Annotated in this window: 21 protein-coding genes and 1 tRNA gene; 9 read left to right on the top strand and 13 right to left on the bottom strand. The window is 43.4% G+C overall.

Annotation, left to right across the window (positions count from 1 at the left end; translation table 11 throughout):
- Positions 1–306: 306 nt before the first annotated feature.
- Both G1O98_RS16065 and G1O98_RS16060 read left to right on the top strand, forming a co-directional pair.
- The gene (locus G1O98_RS16065) at positions 307–504 is read left to right on the top strand and encodes an NblA/ycf18 family protein (RefSeq protein WP_163929712.1); all 198 of its coding nucleotides are present in this window, start codon (positions 307–309) and stop codon (positions 502–504) included.
- Between the two features lie 147 nt (positions 505–651).
- The gene (locus G1O98_RS16060; RefSeq protein WP_163929711.1) at positions 652–885 is read left to right on the top strand and encodes a hypothetical protein; all 234 of its coding nucleotides are present in this window, start codon (positions 652–654) and stop codon (positions 883–885) included.
- Positions 886–896: 11 nt separating this feature from the next.
- Here the strand turns inward: G1O98_RS16060 and G1O98_RS16055 are convergent, their stop codons facing one another.
- A complete protein-coding gene (locus G1O98_RS16055) occupies positions 897–1,130 on the bottom strand; it encodes an EF-hand domain-containing protein (RefSeq protein ID WP_163929710.1) in 234 nt (77 codons plus the stop codon).
- A 578-nt stretch (positions 1,131–1,708) separates the two neighbouring features.
- Here G1O98_RS16055 and G1O98_RS16050 point away from each other — a divergent pair.
- The gene (locus G1O98_RS16050; protein ID WP_114081550.1) at positions 1,709–1,936 is read left to right on the top strand and encodes a hypothetical protein; all 228 of its coding nucleotides are present in this window, start codon (positions 1,709–1,711) and stop codon (positions 1,934–1,936) included.
- A gap of 33 nt (positions 1,937–1,969) precedes the next feature.
- Here G1O98_RS16050 and G1O98_RS16045 read toward each other — a convergent pair whose 3' ends face one another.
- Complete coding sequence (locus G1O98_RS16045; protein ID WP_163929709.1) at positions 1,970–2,128, bottom strand: hypothetical protein; 159 nt, start codon at positions 2,126–2,128, stop codon at positions 1,970–1,972.
- Between G1O98_RS16045 and G1O98_RS16040 the strand changes: the two genes are divergently transcribed.
- Together G1O98_RS16040 and G1O98_RS16035 are read left to right on the top strand one after the other, a co-directional pair.
- Entirely contained in the window at positions 2,127–3,407 is a 1,281-nt protein-coding gene (locus G1O98_RS16040; RefSeq protein WP_163929708.1) for an acetyltransferase, read from the top strand. The two genes, G1O98_RS16045 and G1O98_RS16040, sit on opposite strands and share 2 nt — an antisense overlap.
- Positions 3,408–3,534: 127 nt before the next feature.
- The gene (locus tag G1O98_RS16035) at positions 3,535–4,098 is read left to right on the top strand and encodes a hypothetical protein (RefSeq protein ID WP_163929707.1); all 564 of its coding nucleotides are present in this window, start codon (positions 3,535–3,537) and stop codon (positions 4,096–4,098) included.
- A gap of 559 nt (positions 4,099–4,657) precedes the next feature.
- Here G1O98_RS16035 and G1O98_RS16030 read toward each other — a convergent pair.
- Together G1O98_RS16030 and G1O98_RS16025 are read right to left on the bottom strand one after the other, a co-directional pair.
- The gene (locus G1O98_RS16030) at positions 4,658–5,077 is read right to left on the bottom strand and encodes a hypothetical protein (protein WP_163929716.1); all 420 of its coding nucleotides are present in this window, start codon (positions 5,075–5,077) and stop codon (positions 4,658–4,660) included.
- Positions 5,078–5,768: 691 nt separating this feature from the next.
- Positions 5,769–5,957 (bottom strand): hypothetical protein, encoded by a 189-nt coding sequence (locus tag G1O98_RS16025; protein ID WP_163929706.1) that lies wholly within the window; start codon positions 5,955–5,957, stop codon positions 5,769–5,771.
- A 34-nt stretch (positions 5,958–5,991) separates the two neighbouring features.
- On the opposite strand from G1O98_RS16025, the gene zwf reads away from it, so the two are divergent.
- Positions 5,992–7,371, top strand: a complete 1,380-nt coding sequence (gene zwf, locus G1O98_RS16020; protein WP_163929705.1) for a glucose-6-phosphate dehydrogenase — start codon at positions 5,992–5,994, stop codon at positions 7,369–7,371.
- Positions 7,372–7,496: 125 nt separating this feature from the next.
- Here the strand turns inward: zwf and G1O98_RS16015 are convergent, their stop codons facing one another.
- The 5 genes from G1O98_RS16015 to G1O98_RS15995 all read right to left on the bottom strand — a co-directional run bounded on the left by G1O98_RS16015 (position 7,497) and on the right by G1O98_RS15995 (position 13,199).
- Entirely contained in the window at positions 7,497–9,131 is a 1,635-nt protein-coding gene (locus G1O98_RS16015) for an alpha-D-glucose phosphate-specific phosphoglucomutase (protein ID WP_163929704.1), read from the bottom strand.
- A 435-nt stretch (positions 9,132–9,566) separates the two neighbouring features.
- Complete coding sequence (locus G1O98_RS16010) at positions 9,567–10,187, bottom strand: response regulator transcription factor (RefSeq protein ID WP_175586700.1); 621 nt, start codon at positions 10,185–10,187, stop codon at positions 9,567–9,569.
- 8 nt (positions 10,188–10,195) lie between these two features.
- A complete protein-coding gene (locus G1O98_RS16005) occupies positions 10,196–11,032 on the bottom strand; it encodes a trypsin-like peptidase domain-containing protein (protein ID WP_163929702.1) in 837 nt (278 codons plus the stop codon).
- Positions 11,033–11,256: 224 nt separating this feature from the next.
- Positions 11,257–12,159 (bottom strand): PDZ domain-containing protein, encoded by a 903-nt coding sequence (locus tag G1O98_RS16000; protein ID WP_163929701.1) that lies wholly within the window; start codon positions 12,157–12,159, stop codon positions 11,257–11,259.
- A gap of 410 nt (positions 12,160–12,569) precedes the next feature.
- The gene (locus G1O98_RS15995) at positions 12,570–13,199 is read right to left on the bottom strand and encodes a TenA family protein (RefSeq protein ID WP_163929700.1); all 630 of its coding nucleotides are present in this window, start codon (positions 13,197–13,199) and stop codon (positions 12,570–12,572) included.
- A 49-nt stretch (positions 13,200–13,248) separates the two neighbouring features.
- On the opposite strand from G1O98_RS15995, the gene G1O98_RS15990 reads away from it, so the two are divergent.
- Complete coding sequence (locus G1O98_RS15990; protein WP_243458455.1) at positions 13,249–13,494, top strand: hypothetical protein; 246 nt, start codon at positions 13,249–13,251, stop codon at positions 13,492–13,494.
- Between the two features lie 46 nt (positions 13,495–13,540).
- On the opposite strand, the gene ylqF is transcribed toward G1O98_RS15990, so the two are convergent.
- The 3 genes from ylqF to G1O98_RS15975 form a co-directional block, all read right to left on the bottom strand.
- On the bottom strand, positions 13,541–14,422 hold the full coding sequence (gene ylqF / locus G1O98_RS15985) for a ribosome biogenesis GTPase YlqF (protein WP_163929699.1): 882 nt from the start codon (positions 14,420–14,422) through the stop codon (positions 13,541–13,543).
- Between the two features lie 108 nt (positions 14,423–14,530).
- A complete protein-coding gene (locus G1O98_RS15980; RefSeq protein WP_163929698.1) occupies positions 14,531–14,944 on the bottom strand; it encodes a VOC family protein in 414 nt (137 codons plus the stop codon).
- Positions 14,945–14,980: 36 nt separating this feature from the next.
- A complete protein-coding gene (locus G1O98_RS15975; RefSeq protein WP_163929715.1) occupies positions 14,981–16,588 on the bottom strand; it encodes an NAD(P)H-hydrate dehydratase in 1,608 nt (535 codons plus the stop codon).
- Between the two features lie 683 nt (positions 16,589–17,271).
- Between G1O98_RS15975 and G1O98_RS15970 the strand changes: the two genes are divergently transcribed.
- Together G1O98_RS15970 and G1O98_RS15965 are read left to right on the top strand one after the other, a co-directional pair.
- Positions 17,272–18,477: a M23 family metallopeptidase gene (locus G1O98_RS15970; protein ID WP_163929697.1), complete on the top strand. Its 1,206-nt coding sequence runs from the start codon at positions 17,272–17,274 to the stop codon at positions 18,475–18,477.
- Positions 18,478–18,543: 66 nt separating this feature from the next.
- A tRNA-Arg gene (locus tag G1O98_RS15965) sits at positions 18,544–18,616 on the top strand.
- Positions 18,617–18,703: 87 nt separating this feature from the next.
- Here G1O98_RS15965 and G1O98_RS39280 read toward each other — a convergent pair.
- Complete coding sequence (locus tag G1O98_RS39280) at positions 18,704–19,747, bottom strand: cation transporting ATPase C-terminal domain-containing protein (RefSeq protein ID WP_202985798.1); 1,044 nt, start codon at positions 19,745–19,747, stop codon at positions 18,704–18,706.
- Positions 19,748–19,751: the final 4 nt, after the last annotated feature.

Raw genomic sequence — 19,751 nt, 5'->3', positions numbered from 1 at the left:
CGTTGGATTCTCCAGTTTCTCGGTGCTCCTTGCCGAAAATATTATCTCCTTACCTGATAGACCTGCGGAATGTAGGTAAAAATACTTTTAAAACCTCAAAGTGAGAAACTTTATAACTTAGGTTTTTACTTGGGTTGTCACAATGGAGTGATATCAAGGTTTTCAGCAGCAGATACGGCATTTCTAACCTACGCCGGTACGGTTTACACCCCTTTAATTTTTGTAAAGCCATCGTAATATTTATTTATATAAAGCAATATTTGCTTACATAAGCAAACTCAAATAAAAGAGTAGGTAATAAAAGCGATGAATCAACCCATTGAATTATCTTTAGAACAAGAATTTAGCCTTAGAACTTTCTCTGATCAAGTGCAGCAGATGTCCCGTGAACAAGCTCAAGAGTTTTTGCTGATGCTGTATCAGCAGATGATGATAAGGGAAAAGACTTACCAAGAATTGCTCAAACATCAGTGGGAAGTTGGTTCAGGTTCAATCTTGGGTTAAAACAAACCTTGCTCCCGTTACTTTAAGCGACTCAGAAGATAACGAACACACAATTGTCTTTTTCAAGGGCAAGGCAATAAAGATTATTTGCTTCCAAAAGAAGAAACTGTACAATAACCGACTCACAGTAACAGTTTTGATGGAACAGTGAACTACTTTGACCTACACAGCAAAGAGCCAATCGCACACCAAAGACGTACACCTGCTCCCAAAGTCAACCCCAAATCTGCCACTGCCCCAGGTATGCGTTCCAGTAAGGCTCACCATCAGCAATACCAACAGCCAAGCCTATTGTGGAGACTAGCTGTTGGTAGAACTGACCAGCGCTGTGCAAACCTTGCTGCAATTTCAGCTTCAGGATTTTTGGGTATTGGGTGTTAGGAATTAGGTTGCTAGGTTAAATTATTTGCTTTCTCAACTGCTTCCTTTAACTCTTCAAAGGTAATACTACCGTCTTCGTCTGAATCATAATTTACTAGTAATTCCTGGGGACTAGTGGTATTTGTTTCGGATGAGATGATTGCACTTAAGCCAGGACTTAAAAAAAGATCATTAATGGATACTTTGCCGTCTTGATCGCTATCTAAGGTATTAAAAAGAGATTGAAGCTCTTGCTCGGTTGTCATAAGTTTCTATCTGAATTAGTTTTTCAACTTAATATCTCATTAATCTCTGATTAATCTCTCAAAATTAAATAAACTTGTATCTTTAGACGTAGAAACAGCTATCGCTGGGGCTTAGATTGGGTGTATGCTGTGGGTTATAGGGGTTACACCATATTGACCGTTGAGTAACAAAAGATTTAATGTCTGCCAAACACGGCAATCAACAGATGATTCACGCCATCCACTCCACCCTTGAATTCGCAGACTGCGATGGCGCAAGCGCCCACCGTAGGCAATTTTTATTCCTTAAGGTAGATGACTTTTTTAATTAAAGTATTATCCTGTGAACACAGTTTTCCATTATAAATTTAATACTTTTTTTATTATTTCCATAAATTTTTTCAATATCTAAAACTCTAGTGTTAAACAGCAAATAAGGCTACAATGAACTGTTAATTGCTGGATGTAGCAATTTGTACTTGATTAAATTAAATTTGAAAGTTATTAGGTTAGGTAAACCGAAAAATTTAAGTATGTCCTGTACCTTTTCGCTTTACCTTACCCAATAAATTTGGCGAACTATTAGGTATCAAGAAATCATGTTGAAACGTCGCACAATACTAGTTGGTTTAGCTGCGTTTGGCTTAACGTTAGCTGTTAGTACACAAGTTCATGGACAATCTACTAGCGGGCCAGAAGCTTGGGAAAGTGTCTACAATGAGGCGGCTGCTGGGGCAACAACGATAATTACAGTTCCACTTTTGAACTCCTTATTATCATCTATCTTGCAAGTAGTCTTCAGATTGGCAGGTTATTGGGGTGGTTAACCCGCATTTCTCATACTCAAACAGAAAAAGAGCCTAAATACAGACGAGTGCAATGTAATTTTTGAGTAATTCCTGCGGTGGCGATCGCATTTCGCCCACTGTACGCAATTGTTTGACTATATCTCTTACTTGAAGAGCGCAGATTATCCCATAGCCAAATATTCCAAAAACCGTGAGGAGTTTTCTTTCCATGTTCAAACCTCGCCGAATTTTTAGTGCTTTAATTGCAATTATCCTAGTGTTTGCCATCAGCACGCAGATATATATACAACCCGCAGTAGCTGCTGGAGGAACGTGTAATCCAACTGTGGGAAACCTACCTATATGCCCAAGTACCGCACCTTCCGAGTCAGCTAGTTTTGTTGACCCAACAGCAACAATCACCAATCCCACATATATTACCTTGGGCGAAAAAGTCTACGTCGCTCCATTTGCTGAGTTAGATGCTACTGATGCTCCTATTAGTATTGCAGCAGATTCTAATGCCCAAGACCAAGTGAAAATCACAGCTTCAGGAACGGGAGTGGAGATTGGCGAGCGTGTCATTCTGGCACACATGGCCACGATCAAAGGTGCAGCTAAAATCGGTACTCAAGGCTTAACCGGGCCTTTTACTGACCCAGTTACCAATACTCAGTTTAGTAATACTATTCCAGAGACATTTCTCGCCTTCAACTGTGAAATAGATGGTGCAACTATAGAAAGAAACACAGTAGTCAACTTTCTGGCGCGGGTTGGCCCTGGTGTTACCTTACCTGCTGGTAAAGTTGTTTTGCCCGGTAAAAACGTCACAACTAACCTACAAGCTAGTAGTGGCAGTTTGGGGAAAGTAGTCAACCTGACACAAGCAGACGTTGCATTAATGGAAGGCATTATTGAAGTCAATGAAGCATTTGCCAAAGGTTACACAGATTTAGCTAGGGCAGACTTGACAAACGTCACAGGAATTAATTATGCTCCCGTCACCTTCTTTAATTCTGGAAGTCTGCCGCAGATAGGTGGAAGTCAAACTCGTGATCCAAACTTCCGTAACCGCATTATCGGTAATCTTACTTTCCAAGATTCTTTACCAACTCTCAACAACAAAATAGCTAATAGAATTTCGCTGCGTGCTGATGAGGGTGAACCTTTTAATGTTGGACAAATTGCTGGTATGGCAAACGATGTTGTCTTTCACGCATTAGAAACCACTAGTTTGACTCTTGGTAATGGTGTTGGTTATGGGCCTCGCACTCTAGTTCATGGCGGTAGGCAGGTTGTCAATGGTGTTGCTAATGGCCCTGAAACTAGCATAGGTGATGCTGTAGGGCTAGGGCCGAACTCTGTTATATTCCGCGCCAGCATTGGCAACAGATCAGCAATTGGGCAAAGAAGCGCAGTCTTCAACTCTACAGTAGCTCCCAGAACGCATATCCGTTCTCGAACAATCTATGCCGACAACGGCAGCATCATTCTACCTGTGGAGTGGTAAGGGGAGACAGCTTTCACTCCTATACCAGCCGTATTTTTAGCTGCTCGTTGTATAGCGTAGCTCTCTTTTATAACGGCTGGTATCTTTTTTCTTGGCTTGTGCCTAAGCAATTAACTTTTGCATAATTATGAATCTGAAAATCTTGTCGTTAGTGCAATTACAATGCCTACGATTGATGCTGCTGTTAACTTTGATATTCGGGCTGATATTAGTTGTTGATGATGGTTCATCTGTAGCTGCACAGATTGGGCAACCAGGATTTATAAACCCTGTAACTGCTGATATCAACTCCAGTCAGCCTCAAGTGGTACAACCTTCAGTCACCCGACTTGTGTCTACATTGTCGGATGAAGTCGAGGAATTACCAGCCCAGTTAATTCGCTGGTCGACTTACTGGCAACTTTGCTGGGAAGCATATCCTGAAGCTGAAGCATACGAACTGCAAACGGTACTTATGGAAGGCAAGTCTCCCAAGTTAAAACGACAAAGCGATCGCTGCTTTCGTATACAAGCTGCATCTAATGAAAACGAAAAATCACAAGGATTACTCAACCGTGATTTGATCTTGCTAATGCATAAAATTCAGCTTGGTTATCGAGTGCGAGCCGTCTTAGATAACAACCGCGTCAGTGAATGGTCTCAAGTAATGGCAGTCGGTGCAACTACTAACTCTGAATTGAATGGTACCTAAAACACCTGTGATAGCGGTTGTGGTACTAACGATAGCACCGGGAGTGAGTTTTTCTAATCGTTAAACTCATCATGAAAAACGAGAAGATTGATAAGAATCTCTTGAATTAGTTCGTCACATATACTGGTGTCGTTAGTACATACACCATGAATGCCTAACTCAATATACAAATCTGAGACAGTAATAGTCATGCTTCCCCTTGAACCATTGTTTTGTCCTTGTTGTACTCCAGCCATATTACATTTGCTGACTCAATGCGACCTGACTCAGCGCCTACTCCAATTAAAAACGGGGTCAGTTTCTGCACCTATCAGAAAGAATCAAAAACAGTAGCAGCGATCTCTCTATCCGTAGTAGGGCAAACGTATCCAATGTTTACTCCAGGATCGCTTGAATATTTAGCTGAAACCGCAATTCATCTCACACTCCCCTCCGGGTAAGATGTGATATGAATTGCGGGTGAAACACAACAACAGTCCTCTGACCAATTTCCCCCACAGGGAGAACAGGACATGGAAGAAACTAACTCTCATTAATCTTCTGGTTGTTGCTGATCTTCTTATCTTCTTCTGGGTCTTCTATCTAATAAATTAACCGCAGCACCAGCAGCAGCACCGTTGACACCATTTTTCCAGGTAGTTCTACAACCACCAGAAATTGCACCTGCCAATACACCAGCACCAGCACCTACAGCGATATCTTGAACAGGTAAACGTCCGTTTCTTCTTCTGGCTGTGGTGCGTCTTGCACCATTGGCAGCATTAACAGCAGCACCAGCAGCAGCACCTTTAAAAGCATTGTCTAATACGGAACCACAATTTGTTACAACTCCACTTAATACACCTGCCCCGGCTCCAATGGCTGCATTATTAATAACTCGGTCATCAGCAGAAGCAGGTTGAATCGGGATTAAGCTAGTACCAGCTAAAGTAGCAGCCATCAAGCCAGGTAGGAATGCGCGTTTTAGCAGATATTGCATGGTAGTACCCTCTAAAAATCTTACGATTGGTGAACAATCAAATTTCAGTGCGATCGCTAATCCTCTTTTAGACAATAGCAATGTTATCTAAAATAAGGATATTTGGATAATTGCACTTACTAACAACGTAATTTTAGCCCAAAGCCTGTTGTATTTACTGAGTGGACAATAATTAAACTGACACATTAGCTAAAAAACAGTAAACCAAAAAGTTTTTCCTCAAAGAGCGATCGCTTCGCTAGGTGGAGCGTAGTCATCGCCTCCTCAATTGATTCTCACGAGTGATTACCGAAAGTGCTGCTGATGTGGGCTATTGGAGCGATAAATGGCGTGTTGGTGGGAAATCTTAGGTCAAGATTCGATTTTGTAGCTCTTTTAGACTGATATACACCATAGGGAAAACGCACCTTATTTACTAATAAAAACTAAGAAAAATTTCAGAATGATATAGATAATTGTAAAATTTAGTGAAATGATAAATAAAATAAATGAAGTATTTCTGAAGCTGAATCACTATTTATTAGTACTAAAATAACTCAAGATTCGAGTCTATAAAAAAAGTATGTTTATCAAGAAAAAAAAGTAATTTCTTCTAAAAAGTCAAATTCAATTTTTGATATATAAGTTTAAGCTAATGCTAAAACTCTTGTTAAATATTTCTTAGAAATTCATCATCGTAATGCCGCACATTCTATTCGCTGTCTCTTCTATCTACCGGAGTGTTATTTTTAAGATTTTTGAGAAGTTGCAAGGATTTTTCATCTAAAATCCCAAATTGGTATGATTTATTTTTCGGAAATCCCTGAGTATAATTCTGATCAGTGTCGCGCTTTCTGATACCAATTGCAAAAGAATCCACAAGCAAGAATTCAGAAGTCACAACTTTAAAAAGCTAATTCTTAGAGAGGTTAGTCATGGGAACTCCTGATTCAGACGCACTGGTATTTTTTGGGGCAACAGGTGACTTGGCCTACAAGAAAATCTTCCCCAGCCTTCAGGCAATGGTACGGCGGGGCAATCTTAATGTCCCAGTAATTGGGGTTGCCGGACGACCTTGGACGACGGATCAACTTAGGGAAAGGGCACGTGATAGCCTAGAACATAATGGTGGTATAGATCAAGCCGCATTTGAGAAACTTTCTGGTCTACTCCAGTACGTTGCTGGTGACTACAACAAACCAGAAACTTACGAAAAATTACGTCAAGCCCTTGGTGATGCCACTCATCCCCTCTACTATTTGGCAATTCCACCGAGCTTGTTTGCACAAGTAGTCTCAGGATTGGGTGAATCAGGCTGTGCTAAAAATGCGCGGGTGGTAATTGAAAAACCATTTGGACGGGATTTGGAATCAGCACGCGAGTTAAATCAAATTCTGGCATCAGTTTTTCCCGAATCATCCATTTATCGCATCGACCATTACCTGGGCAAAGAACCACTGCTGAATTTACTCTATTTTCGGTTTGGCAACTCTTTTCTTGAACCTATCTGGAATCGCAACTATGTTGAAAGTATCCAGATTGTGATGGCAGAGGACTTTGGCATTCAAGGAAGGGGGCGCTTCTATGAAGAGACTGGTGCAATTCGGGATGTGGTGGAAAACCACATGCTGCAAGTATTGGCTTCAGTGTGCATAGATGCTCCCGCCAGTACTGCTCCCGATTCCATTCGGGATGAAAAAGAACGTATTCTCAAAGCTATACCTTCACTGCAACCCGATGATATTATTCGCGGTCAATTTTCTGATTACCGCAAGGAAGAAGGTGTTTCTCCTGACTCTCAAGTAGAAACATTTGTTGCCGTGCGGTTATTTATTAATACATGGCGGTGGTCAGGAGTTCCCATCTACATCCGGGCTGGGAAGAAATTACCTGTTAAAACTACTGAGGTGATGGTCAAACTCAAGTGTCCACCTTTAAATGTGTTCCAGGAGGAAAGAAAAGAAAACGCTAATTATGTTCGTTTTTTACTAGATCCAGAGGTAATTGTGGGATTGGGCGCTCGCACTAAAATCCCTGGAGAAGATATGAGCGGCTCTGCGGTTGAACTCCTGGCCTTTTACGGAGGTGGCGACGAGATGGAACCCTATGAGCGTCTATTGGGTGATGCCATGCGGGGCGACCCTACCTTGTTTGTACGCGAAGATACGGTAGAAGAGGAATGGCGCATTGTTCAGCCAATTCTTGATAACGTCACACCCGTTTACGAGTATGAGCCAAATACATGGGGCCCACCTGAGTCAGATAAACTGCTCTTGCCAAAAGATCAGTGGTACAATCCCTTATCTAGAGAGTAGGATCTATTACTCACAGACTTGGCAATATAATATCAGGGCTTCACCAATTAATGGAAATGGTAAGCAAGTTCGTAGTAAGAACTTTAGTCCTTACTACGAACCTCAAAACTAGCGGGAGCAAAGTATTAGGTAATCACAGTTGGCTGTTCCCGTCCTGTCAGTTTGCGGATCTGGGCGATCTCCTGGACAATAGTGATTAAAGAAGCAAGTGCTTGCTGTGGATCGAGGTCATGTTTGGCGGGATCTGGCTCGTAGCTTTCTAGATAAACTCTTAGGGTTGCACCTTGAGTCCCCGTACCAGAAAGTCGCACTACAATGCGGGAGCCATCGGTAAAGCCAATGCGAACACCTTGTTGCTCGCTAATGCTACCATCAACAGGGTCGGTATAACTAAAGTCATCACTGTATTCAACTTGATAGTTACCGAATTGCTTGCCTTTAAGATTTGGCAATAAAGAACGCAGTCTTTCTATTAAAGTGTTGCCTTGCTCTATCTGTATCTCTTCATAGTCATGGCGGGAGTAATAATTGCGTCCATAAGTCTGCCAGTGTTCCCGTACAATCTGCTCAACAGATTGTTGCCGGACTGCTAGGATATTGAGCCAAAACAGCACAGCCCATAGCCCATCTTTTTCGCGGATATGGTTAGAACCGGTACCAAAACTTTCTTCACCGCAGAGAGTCGCTTTACCCGCGTCTAAGAGATTGCCGAAAAACTTCCAGCCAGTGGGTGTTTCGTAAGATTCAATCCCAATCTGAGCAGCAACTCGATCTACTGCTTGGCTAGTAGGCATCGATCGCGCTACCCCGGCTAAACCTTCACTATAACCAGGGACTAGCTTGGCGTTTGCGGCTAACACTGCAAGACTATCGCTAGGGGTGACAAAGAACTTACGCCCTAAGATCATATTGCGATCGCCATCTCCATCAAAAGCTGCCCCAAAGTCTGGTGCATTCTCTCCGTACAAAATATCCACCAAATCATGAGCATAAACTAGATTTGGGTCAGGATGTCCACCTCCAAAGTCTTCTAGGGGTGTACCATTTTGCACAGTTCCCACTGGTGCGCCCAAACGTTGCTCAAAAATGGCATGGGCATAAGGGCCAGCTACAGCATGTAAGGCATCAATGCTGAACCGAAAATTTCCTCTTGTCAACAGTTGCTGAATCCGCTCAAAATCAAACAGGGACTCCATTAACTCTTGATAATCCTGTACGGAGTCAATTACCTCAACTACCGTCTCTCCCAAATGTGACTCACCTAAAGTTTCTAAATCTACATCTAGTGCTTCCAGAATTTGGTAGCTATCAATGACTTTACTGCGATCGTAAATCGCCTCTGTCACCTTTTCCGGTGCTGGGCCACCATTGCTAATGTTATATTTCACGCCAAAGTCACCATTTGGCCCGCCCGGATTATGGCTAGCAGACAAGATGATGCCACCAATAGCCTGATATTTACGAATAATCGCGGAAGTAGCAGGAGTAGACAAAATTCCCCGTTGACCAACTTTAATCCGCCCAATGCCATTGGCCGCAGCCATTTTCAAAATGATTTGAATAGCTTGGCGATTGTAATAACGACCATCACCACCCACGACTAAAGTTTGAAAGTGCAAGTCCCCTACAGAATCGAAGATCGATTGGATAAAATTTTCCAGGTAGTGGGGCTGCTGAAAAACCTTAACTGATTTCCGCAGCCCAGAAGTACCAGGCTTTTGGTCGCTTAAGGGAGTAGTAGAGACTTTACGTATGTTCATAGATACTGTTTATTTAACAAGGCATTTTCTTTTTACAGCTTTGCATAAGTTTGTTACAAAAAATTGCCATGTATCATGTACCCAATGGCAGGCGTAAATCCCTGATTTAACTTTTTAGGGGTGGGGTTACAATCATTGGTGTCAACTTAAGCTCAAACACTCAATTTACCGTAGTTTTAGATCCCCCAACCCCCTTAAAAAGGGGGCAAAAAACTCTAGTTCCCCCCTTTTTAAGGGGGGTTAGGGGGGATCAAAAATCTAGGTGGTACATCGAAAATTTTTGAAATGCTTATCAGACTCGGCTTTCACGTTAAGTTGACACCTATGGGTTACAATAATTGTCGGGTTTTGGGGCAAAGAGACTCATGTTAAAGGGGAAAAAACTTATATATCAAGCCTTCCACTCCTTTTCCCTTTAACCTACAAGTATTATAATCACAGCATAATCAAACCCAGTCGCACACCCACAGCAACAGCCTCAGTACGGCTGGAGACACTGAGTTTTTGAAAAATAGATGAGAGATGAAATTTGACGGTATGCTCAGAAATCTGCAACCGTTTAGCGATCGCTTTATTCCCCAACCCAGAACCAAGCATACCTAAAACTTCTATCTCGCGTGGTGTCAATGTTTGTACAGGATTTGCCACCACTTTCTCCCGGATAGACAGTAATTCTATAGCATCCGGGTGCAGCACCACCAAACCAAAAGCGATCGCCTCTACAGCAGCGACAATTTCTAACTCTGTGCTAGTACTGGGCAATATCCCCCGGATACCAGAACGTAACGCCGTCTCTAAGTCGATGCTGTCGAGTTCCTCAATAATGGCGATCGTTCCTAATGGGTATTGCTGTTCTTGAATAAGCAGCAATTTTTCCCACACCGATTGTTGAAGATTACTACTCAAATCTACCAGCACCACATCTGGTTGTAATTGCCCAACTTCCCTTGCCAATTCATCCAAATCGGATGCACTCCCCACAACCGTCAGCCGAGGATTGGTAGCCACCACAGCTGATAACCCTGCCCGCACAACAGGGGAAGTGGCAACTACCATTACCCGAATCACGTTGCCTCCACAGCAGTTTTTCCAGACTGCACTGCAACATAAATTACTAATTGCTGCCCGCCGCGTAGGAGTTGTAGCGGCACAGATCCTTTACTGTCATGGAGATATTTAGTTAAATCATTCACGGTAGTGAATAATCGCCCCGAAACTCCAATTAAAATATCGCCGATTTGCACACCAGAAGTTTCCGCGACACTACCAGGTAAAATTGACAATACCAATAAACCCAAGCTACGCCTACCTAAAAGCACAGGTTGCAGCGTGACTCCTAGTTGCGGACGACTATTTCCCTGTAAAAAACGCTCAACGGTGTTGCTGGGAACTGCCACAGCTAAACCATTAACAATCATCGTATTAATTCCCACGACTCGGCCTTGACAATCGGCAAGTGGCCCGCCAGAGTTTCCAGGATATAGTTGCAAATCAGCCATAACAGCCCGCGAATTATTTGCATAGATAATTCCAGTTGTCACAGCACCACTGTCAGCAAAGGGATTACCCACCGCCAAGACTAATTCACCTACTCGTAGTGCCTCAGAATTGCCAATGTTTGCAGCAGTTAAATCAGTGGCGACAATTTTCAGGGCTGCTAAATCCTGCTGTGGATCAAACTGTGTACGCACGGCATCAAATACTCTTCCATCTGCCAATTCCACAGTTGCACGGTTGCTAGTTGCGACATGAGCGTTAGTGATAATTAGCCCGTCAGATTGCCAAATTACACCGGAACCGATTCCTAGAGAGCCACTTTTCACTTTGACAGTGCGATCGCGTAGTTTAGCAGCTACCTCTGTTAATTCAGCAGCGATATTAGTTAATGTTGTGTTTGCCATGTTATACAATTTTTCCCCATGTCAAAGTAGAATCTGTTGGCTGACAATAGTTTTTAGTCGGGTTGGGATAATTGAGAATGCTGCAAGATATCAGTCAACCCAACTTTGGAAAGCAAATTTTGACAGTTCCGAGTTCAGAGGCTCAACGTTCGAGCAAAAAGGTCAAAGTTCCGAGTTCAGAGGCTCAACATTCGAGTTCCAAATTACAAATTACGAATTACGAATTACACAGGTCGTTCGCCAACTGCGATCGCTAACTCAATTAACACTCCACCCCGGACAACTTGCAGGTTGACGGTTTTACCAATGCGATCGCTACTATTGAGCAACGCCAAAACATCACCTGTATCGCCTACAGTTACGCCATCGAACGTTACTAAAACATCGCCAAGCAGCACGCCTGCATTATCAGCAGGTCCAGAAGACTCAACATTAACGACAATTACGCCAGTTGTAGAAGTTAAATTGAGAGCAGTTTTCAGGTTATTTGGTAAACGTACAGGTTGCATTCCTACACCCAAGTAGCCTTTTGAAATGCGTCCTTTTGCTACTAATTGGTCAACCACGCGATCGACTGTAGCACTGGGAATAGTCAGAGCAGTACCACGCCGCCCTGATGTATTCATACCTACTATAAAACCAGCAGCATCTACGAGTGGCCCACCTGCAAAACCAGAGTAAAGGGTGATGTCTGGGCGGATAAATTGGTCAATATTTCCGCCATTCATACTGCGCCATGCACCGCTAACTACACTCACTGCACCCATCGCCGCCCTTAAATCACCTTCGCTACCTCTTGCCAGTCCTAACACCAGATGACCAACTTTGAGCGTTTTGGCATCACCAACTTTTGCCACAGGTATTTCTACATTTTCTAGTTTAAAAACAGCTATATCGGTGCTAGAGTCATGACCAACAAGTGTTACTGGTACAGTACTACCATTTGATAGAGTAATGGTGATATCGTCATAGCGCTGGAGAGACTCATCAGAGGTAACAATGATGCCATTACGCCAGTGAATGCCACTTGGGGAAACACGATTACCCCCATTCACAGCAACCACAGCACTTCCAGCTTGTTCTACGGTGTCAGCTAAACTGTTGGACAAAGCCATTAATGAAGACATAAGATTTTTCCAAAAACATTCTTAGATGTTCATATCGTGTCCTTTTCTCAACACAGATGACATCGGAAAAATGGGGAGAACTCATCCTAGAAAAATGGCTAGGATCGGTAAACTAAAAAGTTTTTTCCCAAAGAGCGATGCCTGCGGCAGGTTACTTTTCTACGGGACACTACGCGAACGTGGAAGCAAGCTACGCGCTGCGTCTCGTAGAGAAGTGCGGGCTTTATTGATCCCCCCTAACCCCCCTTTTTAAGGGGGGAACCGGAATCAAAGTCCCCCTTTTTAAGGGGGATTTAGGGGGATCTAGAACTTTTCACTACCGAGAAGAGGACTTTTCAAACATCCTCTTATACTCTTTTTGAGTTATACGGAGTTTTTTCAAAAATCAAATATGAGTCCTATATAATTACTTATTTATTAGCAGAAATCCACGCAGCTTGAAAAAATTCATACTCACAAAACATCGCATAACGGTAGGTTGAATTTACTACAGCATTGTTAGTAGCATAATTCTCAACTAAAGTTTCTAATTGTTTTATTAGTGATTGAAAGTCTGTACTGCTGTAAGTACGAATCCAGTCTGCATATTGATGATTAGGAATACCATGAAGAGCCAACTGTTTTCCCAAGAAACCATACAAACGCATACAAGGAGACATCGCCGCAGCAGTCAAACCCACATCTCCACCCCAAGCAGTTGCTAACAAAAAATCAGTATAACGGCGGGTGGCATAGCCAGCTTCCACAGAATGTAAATTCACTCCCCACTGGGAAGCATAGCTACTATGCAACCGTAGTTCTTCTAAAACTGAACTCGCTAAGTTATGAAATGTGGTAAAACCTAACCAGTCTGGTGCTTTAGCTGCGGCGATACTGTACGTCCGCGCAAAAGCTTCTAAGAAAAATACATCTTGCCCCACGTAGTAGGCAAATTTTACCTGCTCAAGAATACCATTGCCAATGCCTTGAACGAAAGGATGCTCTAGGCAAGCTTGGGCTAAGTCTTGATTTGCTGCCCATAATTCGTTAGATAAAGCCATTTGTTAAAAGTCATTTGTTAACTGTTATTCAATGGTATAGGAGTCCGGTTTGATTTCTGTTCGCGCAGCGTGGCGTAGCTATATTTGCTTGGCGGTGGCTCTGTCCTGTTTTGATCTTCTGAAAGTTGTTCCCTACCTAAAGGCTTATAGCACTCGGCATACCTTCGCTACTTGCGCGATCGCATCTGGGGCATCGCCGGAAAAGGTAGCCTACTGGATCGGCGATAACGTCCAAACAGTTTTGCGGTACTACTGTCACCCAGATGTCACCAAATCTGAGTGCCCAGATTTTTAAATGCTACTCACCTGCTACTCAGAAATGGGCTAAAAATCGTTGTAATCTAGTTGGGCGGTAATTCTAAACTCATTTCACCTAATAACCCCTTACGAAAATCTGTTAAAAGTTGCCTTGCAGCACGCTCTACATCACCTTTGTAACGATGCTCTGCTAAAGCATGTAGATAAGTATCCCCAGTGTCTGAGGTCGAATCGAGTTGATAGCGGGACAGTAATGGTTTCCTCGGTAACAAATCTGTAGTTACAGCTTCCAAGTAGTTGAATAAATCCACTAAGGCTGCTGCTACTAGCTGATTATCGTAAGATGCTTCGCCGATATCATCACAAATGGCTAATTTCAATGCTGCGTCTTGGTCTTCCAACCTTAGAGGGATGACACCAGGAGCATCTAACAATTCCAAATGTTCAGAAATTCGCACCCAGCGCAATTGGCGAGTTACCCCAGGACGGGCTGCACTTTCCACTACTCGCCGTCCTAAAAGGCGGTTAATCAAAGCTGATTTACCAACATTGGGAAAACCAATTACCACAGCCCGGACTGGACGAGGTAACATTCCGCGATCGCTTCTTCTTTGATTGAGTTCTACTCCGGCCGCTTGCGCTGCCCGCGCCACTTCTGCTATACCTTTACCATGTTGAGCGTTGGTAAAATAAGGGACTTCCCCTTGACGTTTAAACCAATCTATCCACAGCGATCGCATTTGCGGCGTAATCATATCTACTCGGTTAAGTATCAATACCCGTGTTTTACCCTCTACCCACTCACCTATTTGGGGATGATGAGTCGCTAAGGGAATTCGGGCATCTCGTACCTCAAATACCACATCTACACGCTTAAGCTGTTCTTTGAGCTTCTTTTCCGCTTTCGCAATGTGACCTGGATACCATTGAATTACGTTTAATCTATAGTTTTGAGTTATAGCCATTTTTTTATTTGTCCTTTGTCCTTTGTTATTTGTCCTTTGTCCTACCCTGCGGGAAGCCGCAGAAGCGTCTATGTCATTTGTCCAAAACCAATGACTAATGACAAATGACTAATGACTTTCTGTAGTAGCAGCTTGATGTAAAATCAGACGATTGCCATCAGGGTCATAGGCATAAATTTCTCTGCCGTGGGAAGCAGTGGAAATAATTCCTGGTGGAGGATAGCCTAAAGCTGTTAGGTGAGCGATCGCATCTTTTAAGTTACTCACTTCTAAACACAAACTTATCTTACTTTTGGCGTAGACACCAAGTGCGCTGTCGTTAGACATCGCTTCAAATTCCGATTCGTTTGTCTTCTTGGGTTTAAAAATACCTAATCGCATACCAACCAAATTAAACTCAGCATAGACATTCGGAATCAAAATAACTGCTTTTTGCTCCAGAAAATTAGTATAAAAATCTACTAATTTATCTAAATTAACCGATCCTATGGTGACAAATGCGTTAGTGTACTCGAAAACCATATTTGCCTATTACCTTATCCCAACATCTTATTTTGGCTAAGGTATGGTAACTAAACTGAGAACTTTGAGCAAATATTGTGTCAATGTAAAGGCATCTACACCCAATTCAGTCCGCTCTTGGGCTGCCAAAATCCCGGCTTGTGAATGCCACCAAGCGGCAGTTGCCACAATATCTTCTACAGAAATCTGTTTAGTTGCGGCTTGTGCCAACAATCCACCTAGTAGTCCAGTTAATACATCACCGCTACCTCCACGTGCCAAAGCGGGTGTGCTTTCAGTAATCATCCAAATGCCACCTTGAGGGTTTGCGATCGCAGTTCTCGCCCCTTTCAATAACACCACCGCCCCACTTTGTAGGGCTGCTTCCTGTGCTGATTTCACCCTGTCATGTTTAGCATCAGCGACATCAGGAAACAATCGCTGGAATTCACCAGTGTGCGGTGTGAGTACGGTTACACCAAGACGTTTTTTTAAAGTGGCGATCGCTCCCATTTGTGCCAAAATATTTAAACCATCGGCATCAAGAATCAAAGGGCGATCGCTTTTTATGACCTCTTGCACAATGGGAGTAGCATCTCGTGTTAAACCAGGGCCACAAGCGATCGCATTAAAGGAAGTCAGATCGGTTTTTTCGGGTAATTGCAATTGAGCGATGGCTCCGCCAACACCTTCGGTGAACGCTCCACTTTCCGTCTCTGGACAACCGACGATTAGCGCTTCTGGCAAGTGCGACACCAAAAGAGATTTTAGCGATTCGGGCACAGCAATAGAAAGCATCCCCACACCACTAGCCCTAGCACCCAAACCAGTTAAAATTGCTCCGCCGGCATAACGCCGCGAACCGCAAATCAGGAGTAAATGTCCTTCTTTATATTTGTGGGTAACTGGTGGACGAGGTAAGGGTAAAGTAGCCAGTGCCGTTGCTGGTGTAATACGTTTAATGCTGGGTGCATCTTTGAGAACAGCTTCTACATCAGCTAAAGGAATATCAAAATCGATTAACTCAGCTTTGCCAATATATTCCAGCGCCTGATCTTGGAAGAAAGCTAGTTTCCATAAACCCAAGCAAAAAGTGTGAGTGGCGCGAATGGCAGTTCCTAATACTTCGCCTGTGTCGGTATGTAAACCTGAAGGTAAATCGATACTATAAATCGGCACAGACAATTCATTTAGCTGATTAATTGCAGAGGCAATAGGATCAGTCAGGTTTTTTTCTAAACCAAACCCAAACAAGCCATCAATCAACAAATCAGAATCTGGCAGTTGCTCAATTGTTTGATAAATTGGAATGCCCAAACTCTGAGCATACTGCAAGTGCTGCGAAGTTAATTCCTTAAACTTAGAGAAAGGAGAATAAATCCAAATCTCATACCCACGAAAGTGTAATTCACGGGCTACTACTAAAGCATCCCCACCATTATGACCAGGGCCGACAAGAATTCCAACACGAGATCCCACCGCTTGCGGCAACTCCTTTTTACGGGGAATTGGGGGGATCGCTTGAATCCGACGGGCAACTAATCCCGCCACCTTTTCCATTAAAGCTACTACAGGCATTCCTGCTGCAAAGATCCGATCTTCAATATCGCGCATCTGCCCAGCAGTCACTATTACTTGTGAAATTTTTTCTTGCCTTTGCATCAGCCCTAAGTCCTATTAGCGATCGCGGGGTATTTAGCCCGTGCTAAATTATAAATTTTAGGTTAATTGAAACTCTAGCAGAAACAGCATTAACTAACGCCAAAATCTTCTCTCTCCTCACTCTGCGTTCTCTGCGCGGCAGTCACTCATGGGGGAAACCCCCAAGACCGCGCTGCCTTGCCTCTGTGTTTAATTCATTTCTTGGACAATCTCTAACCGTGACTAATCCATGTATTCCTAGCGTTGTGATTATTCCTCCCAGTAATCCCCAAGTCCCATCAGCAAATACATTAATGCGATGAATGTAGGTGCAATGATAGGCATACTCTCAATACGGTTCGGTTAAGGCAAGAGACGCGATAAATCACTGTGTCTACAAAGGACTGAATTATTGTAAAAACGGCGATTTATCGCGTCTTTGTGATCTAGGGCGTGTCCCATTAATTTTGAGGGATAAGAGAACGAACCGCAAAGGACGCAAAGAGCGCGAAGGAAGAAAAGTTAAGAATGAGTTCACCCATTATATTTAATGGGACAGAACACTAGGTTTACCTGCTCAATGCTGACATAGCAAGAATCTTTGTGTTACAACTTGGCAGATCAATTTGATACATGGAGCGGGTGAATCAAATTTTGGGAATAATCCTCATAGTGTTTGAAGGCATCGTTTTAGTTAGGCTCACGCTATGAGAGCGCGATTTCTAGGTAAAAATCTGATTTTTGGCTGTTTATTTCTTGTATTTTCCTGTATCTTGTGGATTTGTTTGTCATTAATTGCAGTACACGCAACTTCCGCAGGGTCTATTGATACTCTGCGACAACAGCAGCAACAAATGAACCGGCAGCGTCAGAGTGTGGTTAACGATCGCAATCGCTTAACAAATCTCCAACAAGAGGCCCAAAAACACCTCACTGGTTTAAAGCAAAATCTGCAAACTACAGATAGCTACATTCAAGAGAGCGAATCTCGATTACAACTCGCCACCCAACGCCTCCAGCAGTTGGAAACTGATTTAGCCGTAGCAGAACGTTCCTACGAGGAGCGGCAAATAGCAACAGTAGCACGATTGCGTTATCTCCAGCGATCGCCTGCATCTGTTGGCTGGGCAGTTTTGCTCCAAAGTGAAAATATCAGCGATTTTATCAGTCGTCGTCATCAGTTGAAATTAGTGTATCAGGCAGACGAGCAAATTTTGGTGAAACTCAACGCCCAAGCAAACCTGATAAATCAACAAAAAACGGGCATAGAACAACAAAAAAACGAAATTGCCTTGATTCGTGAGCAATTACTAGCACAAAAAGCCGGTTATCAAACTCAGGCGGAGTCACAATCAGAATTGATTCAACGCCTCAATAGTGATCGCCTGGCCTTGGAAGCAGCGCAAAACCAGCTAGAGAGGGAATCCAAAAATCTGGAAGCCTTGATTCAACGAAAGGTAGGAGAAGCCAGAGCAACAGAAGAGGCGCAAACAAAAACCAACAGCCGGACAAGTGTGATCATTCGAGGAACCGGTGTAATGGCATATCCTAGCGACGCTTCTACTAGTAGTCCCTTCGGCTGGCGGATACACCCAATCCTTGGCTATCGTCGCTTTCATGCCGGGTTAGATTTTGCCGCTAGCTATGGTAGTAAAATTCGGGCAGCCGATTCAGGCAGAGTGATTTTTGCTGGGTGGTATGGTGGTTATGGCAGAGCGGTAATTATTGACCACGGCAATGGCCTTACTACATTATATGGACATACCAGCGAGTTATATGTTTCTGAAGGACAAGCCGTTGAACGCGGACAAGCGATCGGTGCTGTGGGTTCCACAGGTTTCTCAACTGGGCCCCACCTCCACTTTGAAGTCCGTCGGAATGGTACACCAGTAGACCCAGCTAATTATCTGTGAACTTATAAACCAAGTTTTTCTAGGCTGCAAATTTTATCATAGACGTGCTATAATGGGGGAGATTAAGGGCGCGTGGCTCAGTGGATAGAGCAACAGATTCCGGTTCTGTGGGTCGGGGGTTCAAATCCCTCCGCGCTCGTTTTTTATTTTTCGATTGACAATTATTGTCTAGGCTATTTCTACTCAAGCAGATAGGCTGATTCTGCCATAGCTACACTTTTTTTGGTTAAGACTGGACGTGTTGATAGAAAATCCGTTTAACGTTTTCTGCACAGATGATATAAAGTCCCACAATTGCTGCCAGCACCAAAAGGAATTCAATGGGTAAAGGTTGGAACCCTAGTAAACCTGCAACTGGAGTATAAGGAATCAGGAGGGTGACAATGGCGATCGCGATCGTTGCCGTCAATAAGTACTTTCCTGGCTTGCTCGTGAGGATAGATTGCCGTGTCCGAATTACCAGCACAATCATAGACGCAGAAATCACTGATTCCATAAACCAACCGGTTCTAAATTGCGCTGAGTTGGCGTGCAGCAGCAATAGGAATGCCGCAAAGGTGAGGTAATCAAAGACTGAACTCAGCAGCCCAAACACCACCATAAAGTTACGGATAAATGCTATGTTCATCCGCCGGGGTTTGTTGACCATTTCCCGGTCTACGCGATCGGTTGCGATCGTCATTTCTGGGAAATCGGTCAACAGGTTTGTGAGCAAAATTTGGCTGGGTAGCAAGGGTAAGAAGGGTAGAACCAGGGAAATACCTGCCATGCTAAACATATTGCCGAAATTAGCACTTGTTGCCATAAACACGTATTTGAGCGTATCAGCAATATCTGCTTTTGGTGGATCGAAAAGAGCAAGATAACCCAAAAACGTCATGTTTGTTTCATCGTCTTTGGTGAAGGAATTGCGATTGTCGTCAGACGACACGCAAGCTACGCAGTTGCGGTAAGCCACCCCTAAGACCCGAAACCCTTCACTACCAAGTTCCTCTGCCCGTTGTTGAATTTTGTCCTGCTGTATAGTAATATCAATTGTCTTTCCGTCACCAGTTTCGACGGTTGAGCAAACATCAAGAATTGCCTTTAGCGCCCCTTTGCTGACAATCAGATTCTTATTATCTTTCTTCAACAGAATACTTAGACGTTTGCGATTGAAATCATAAGGTACTTCATCTAGTTTCTGATAGGCAGAAATGTCAAATTGCTTGTGCTGACGAATTGCGGCATCGATGGGATTTACATAACCTGATTCAGACGCAGCATTCAAATAG

Origin of the sequence: Nostoc sp. UIC 10630 (assembly GCF_010747425.1) — a bacterium.
Taxonomy (GTDB): Bacteria; Cyanobacteriota; Cyanobacteriia; order Cyanobacteriales; family Nostocaceae; genus Nostoc.
Note: the sequence above shows the minus strand (reverse complement) of the source record. Positions and strands in the feature narration are given on the sequence as shown.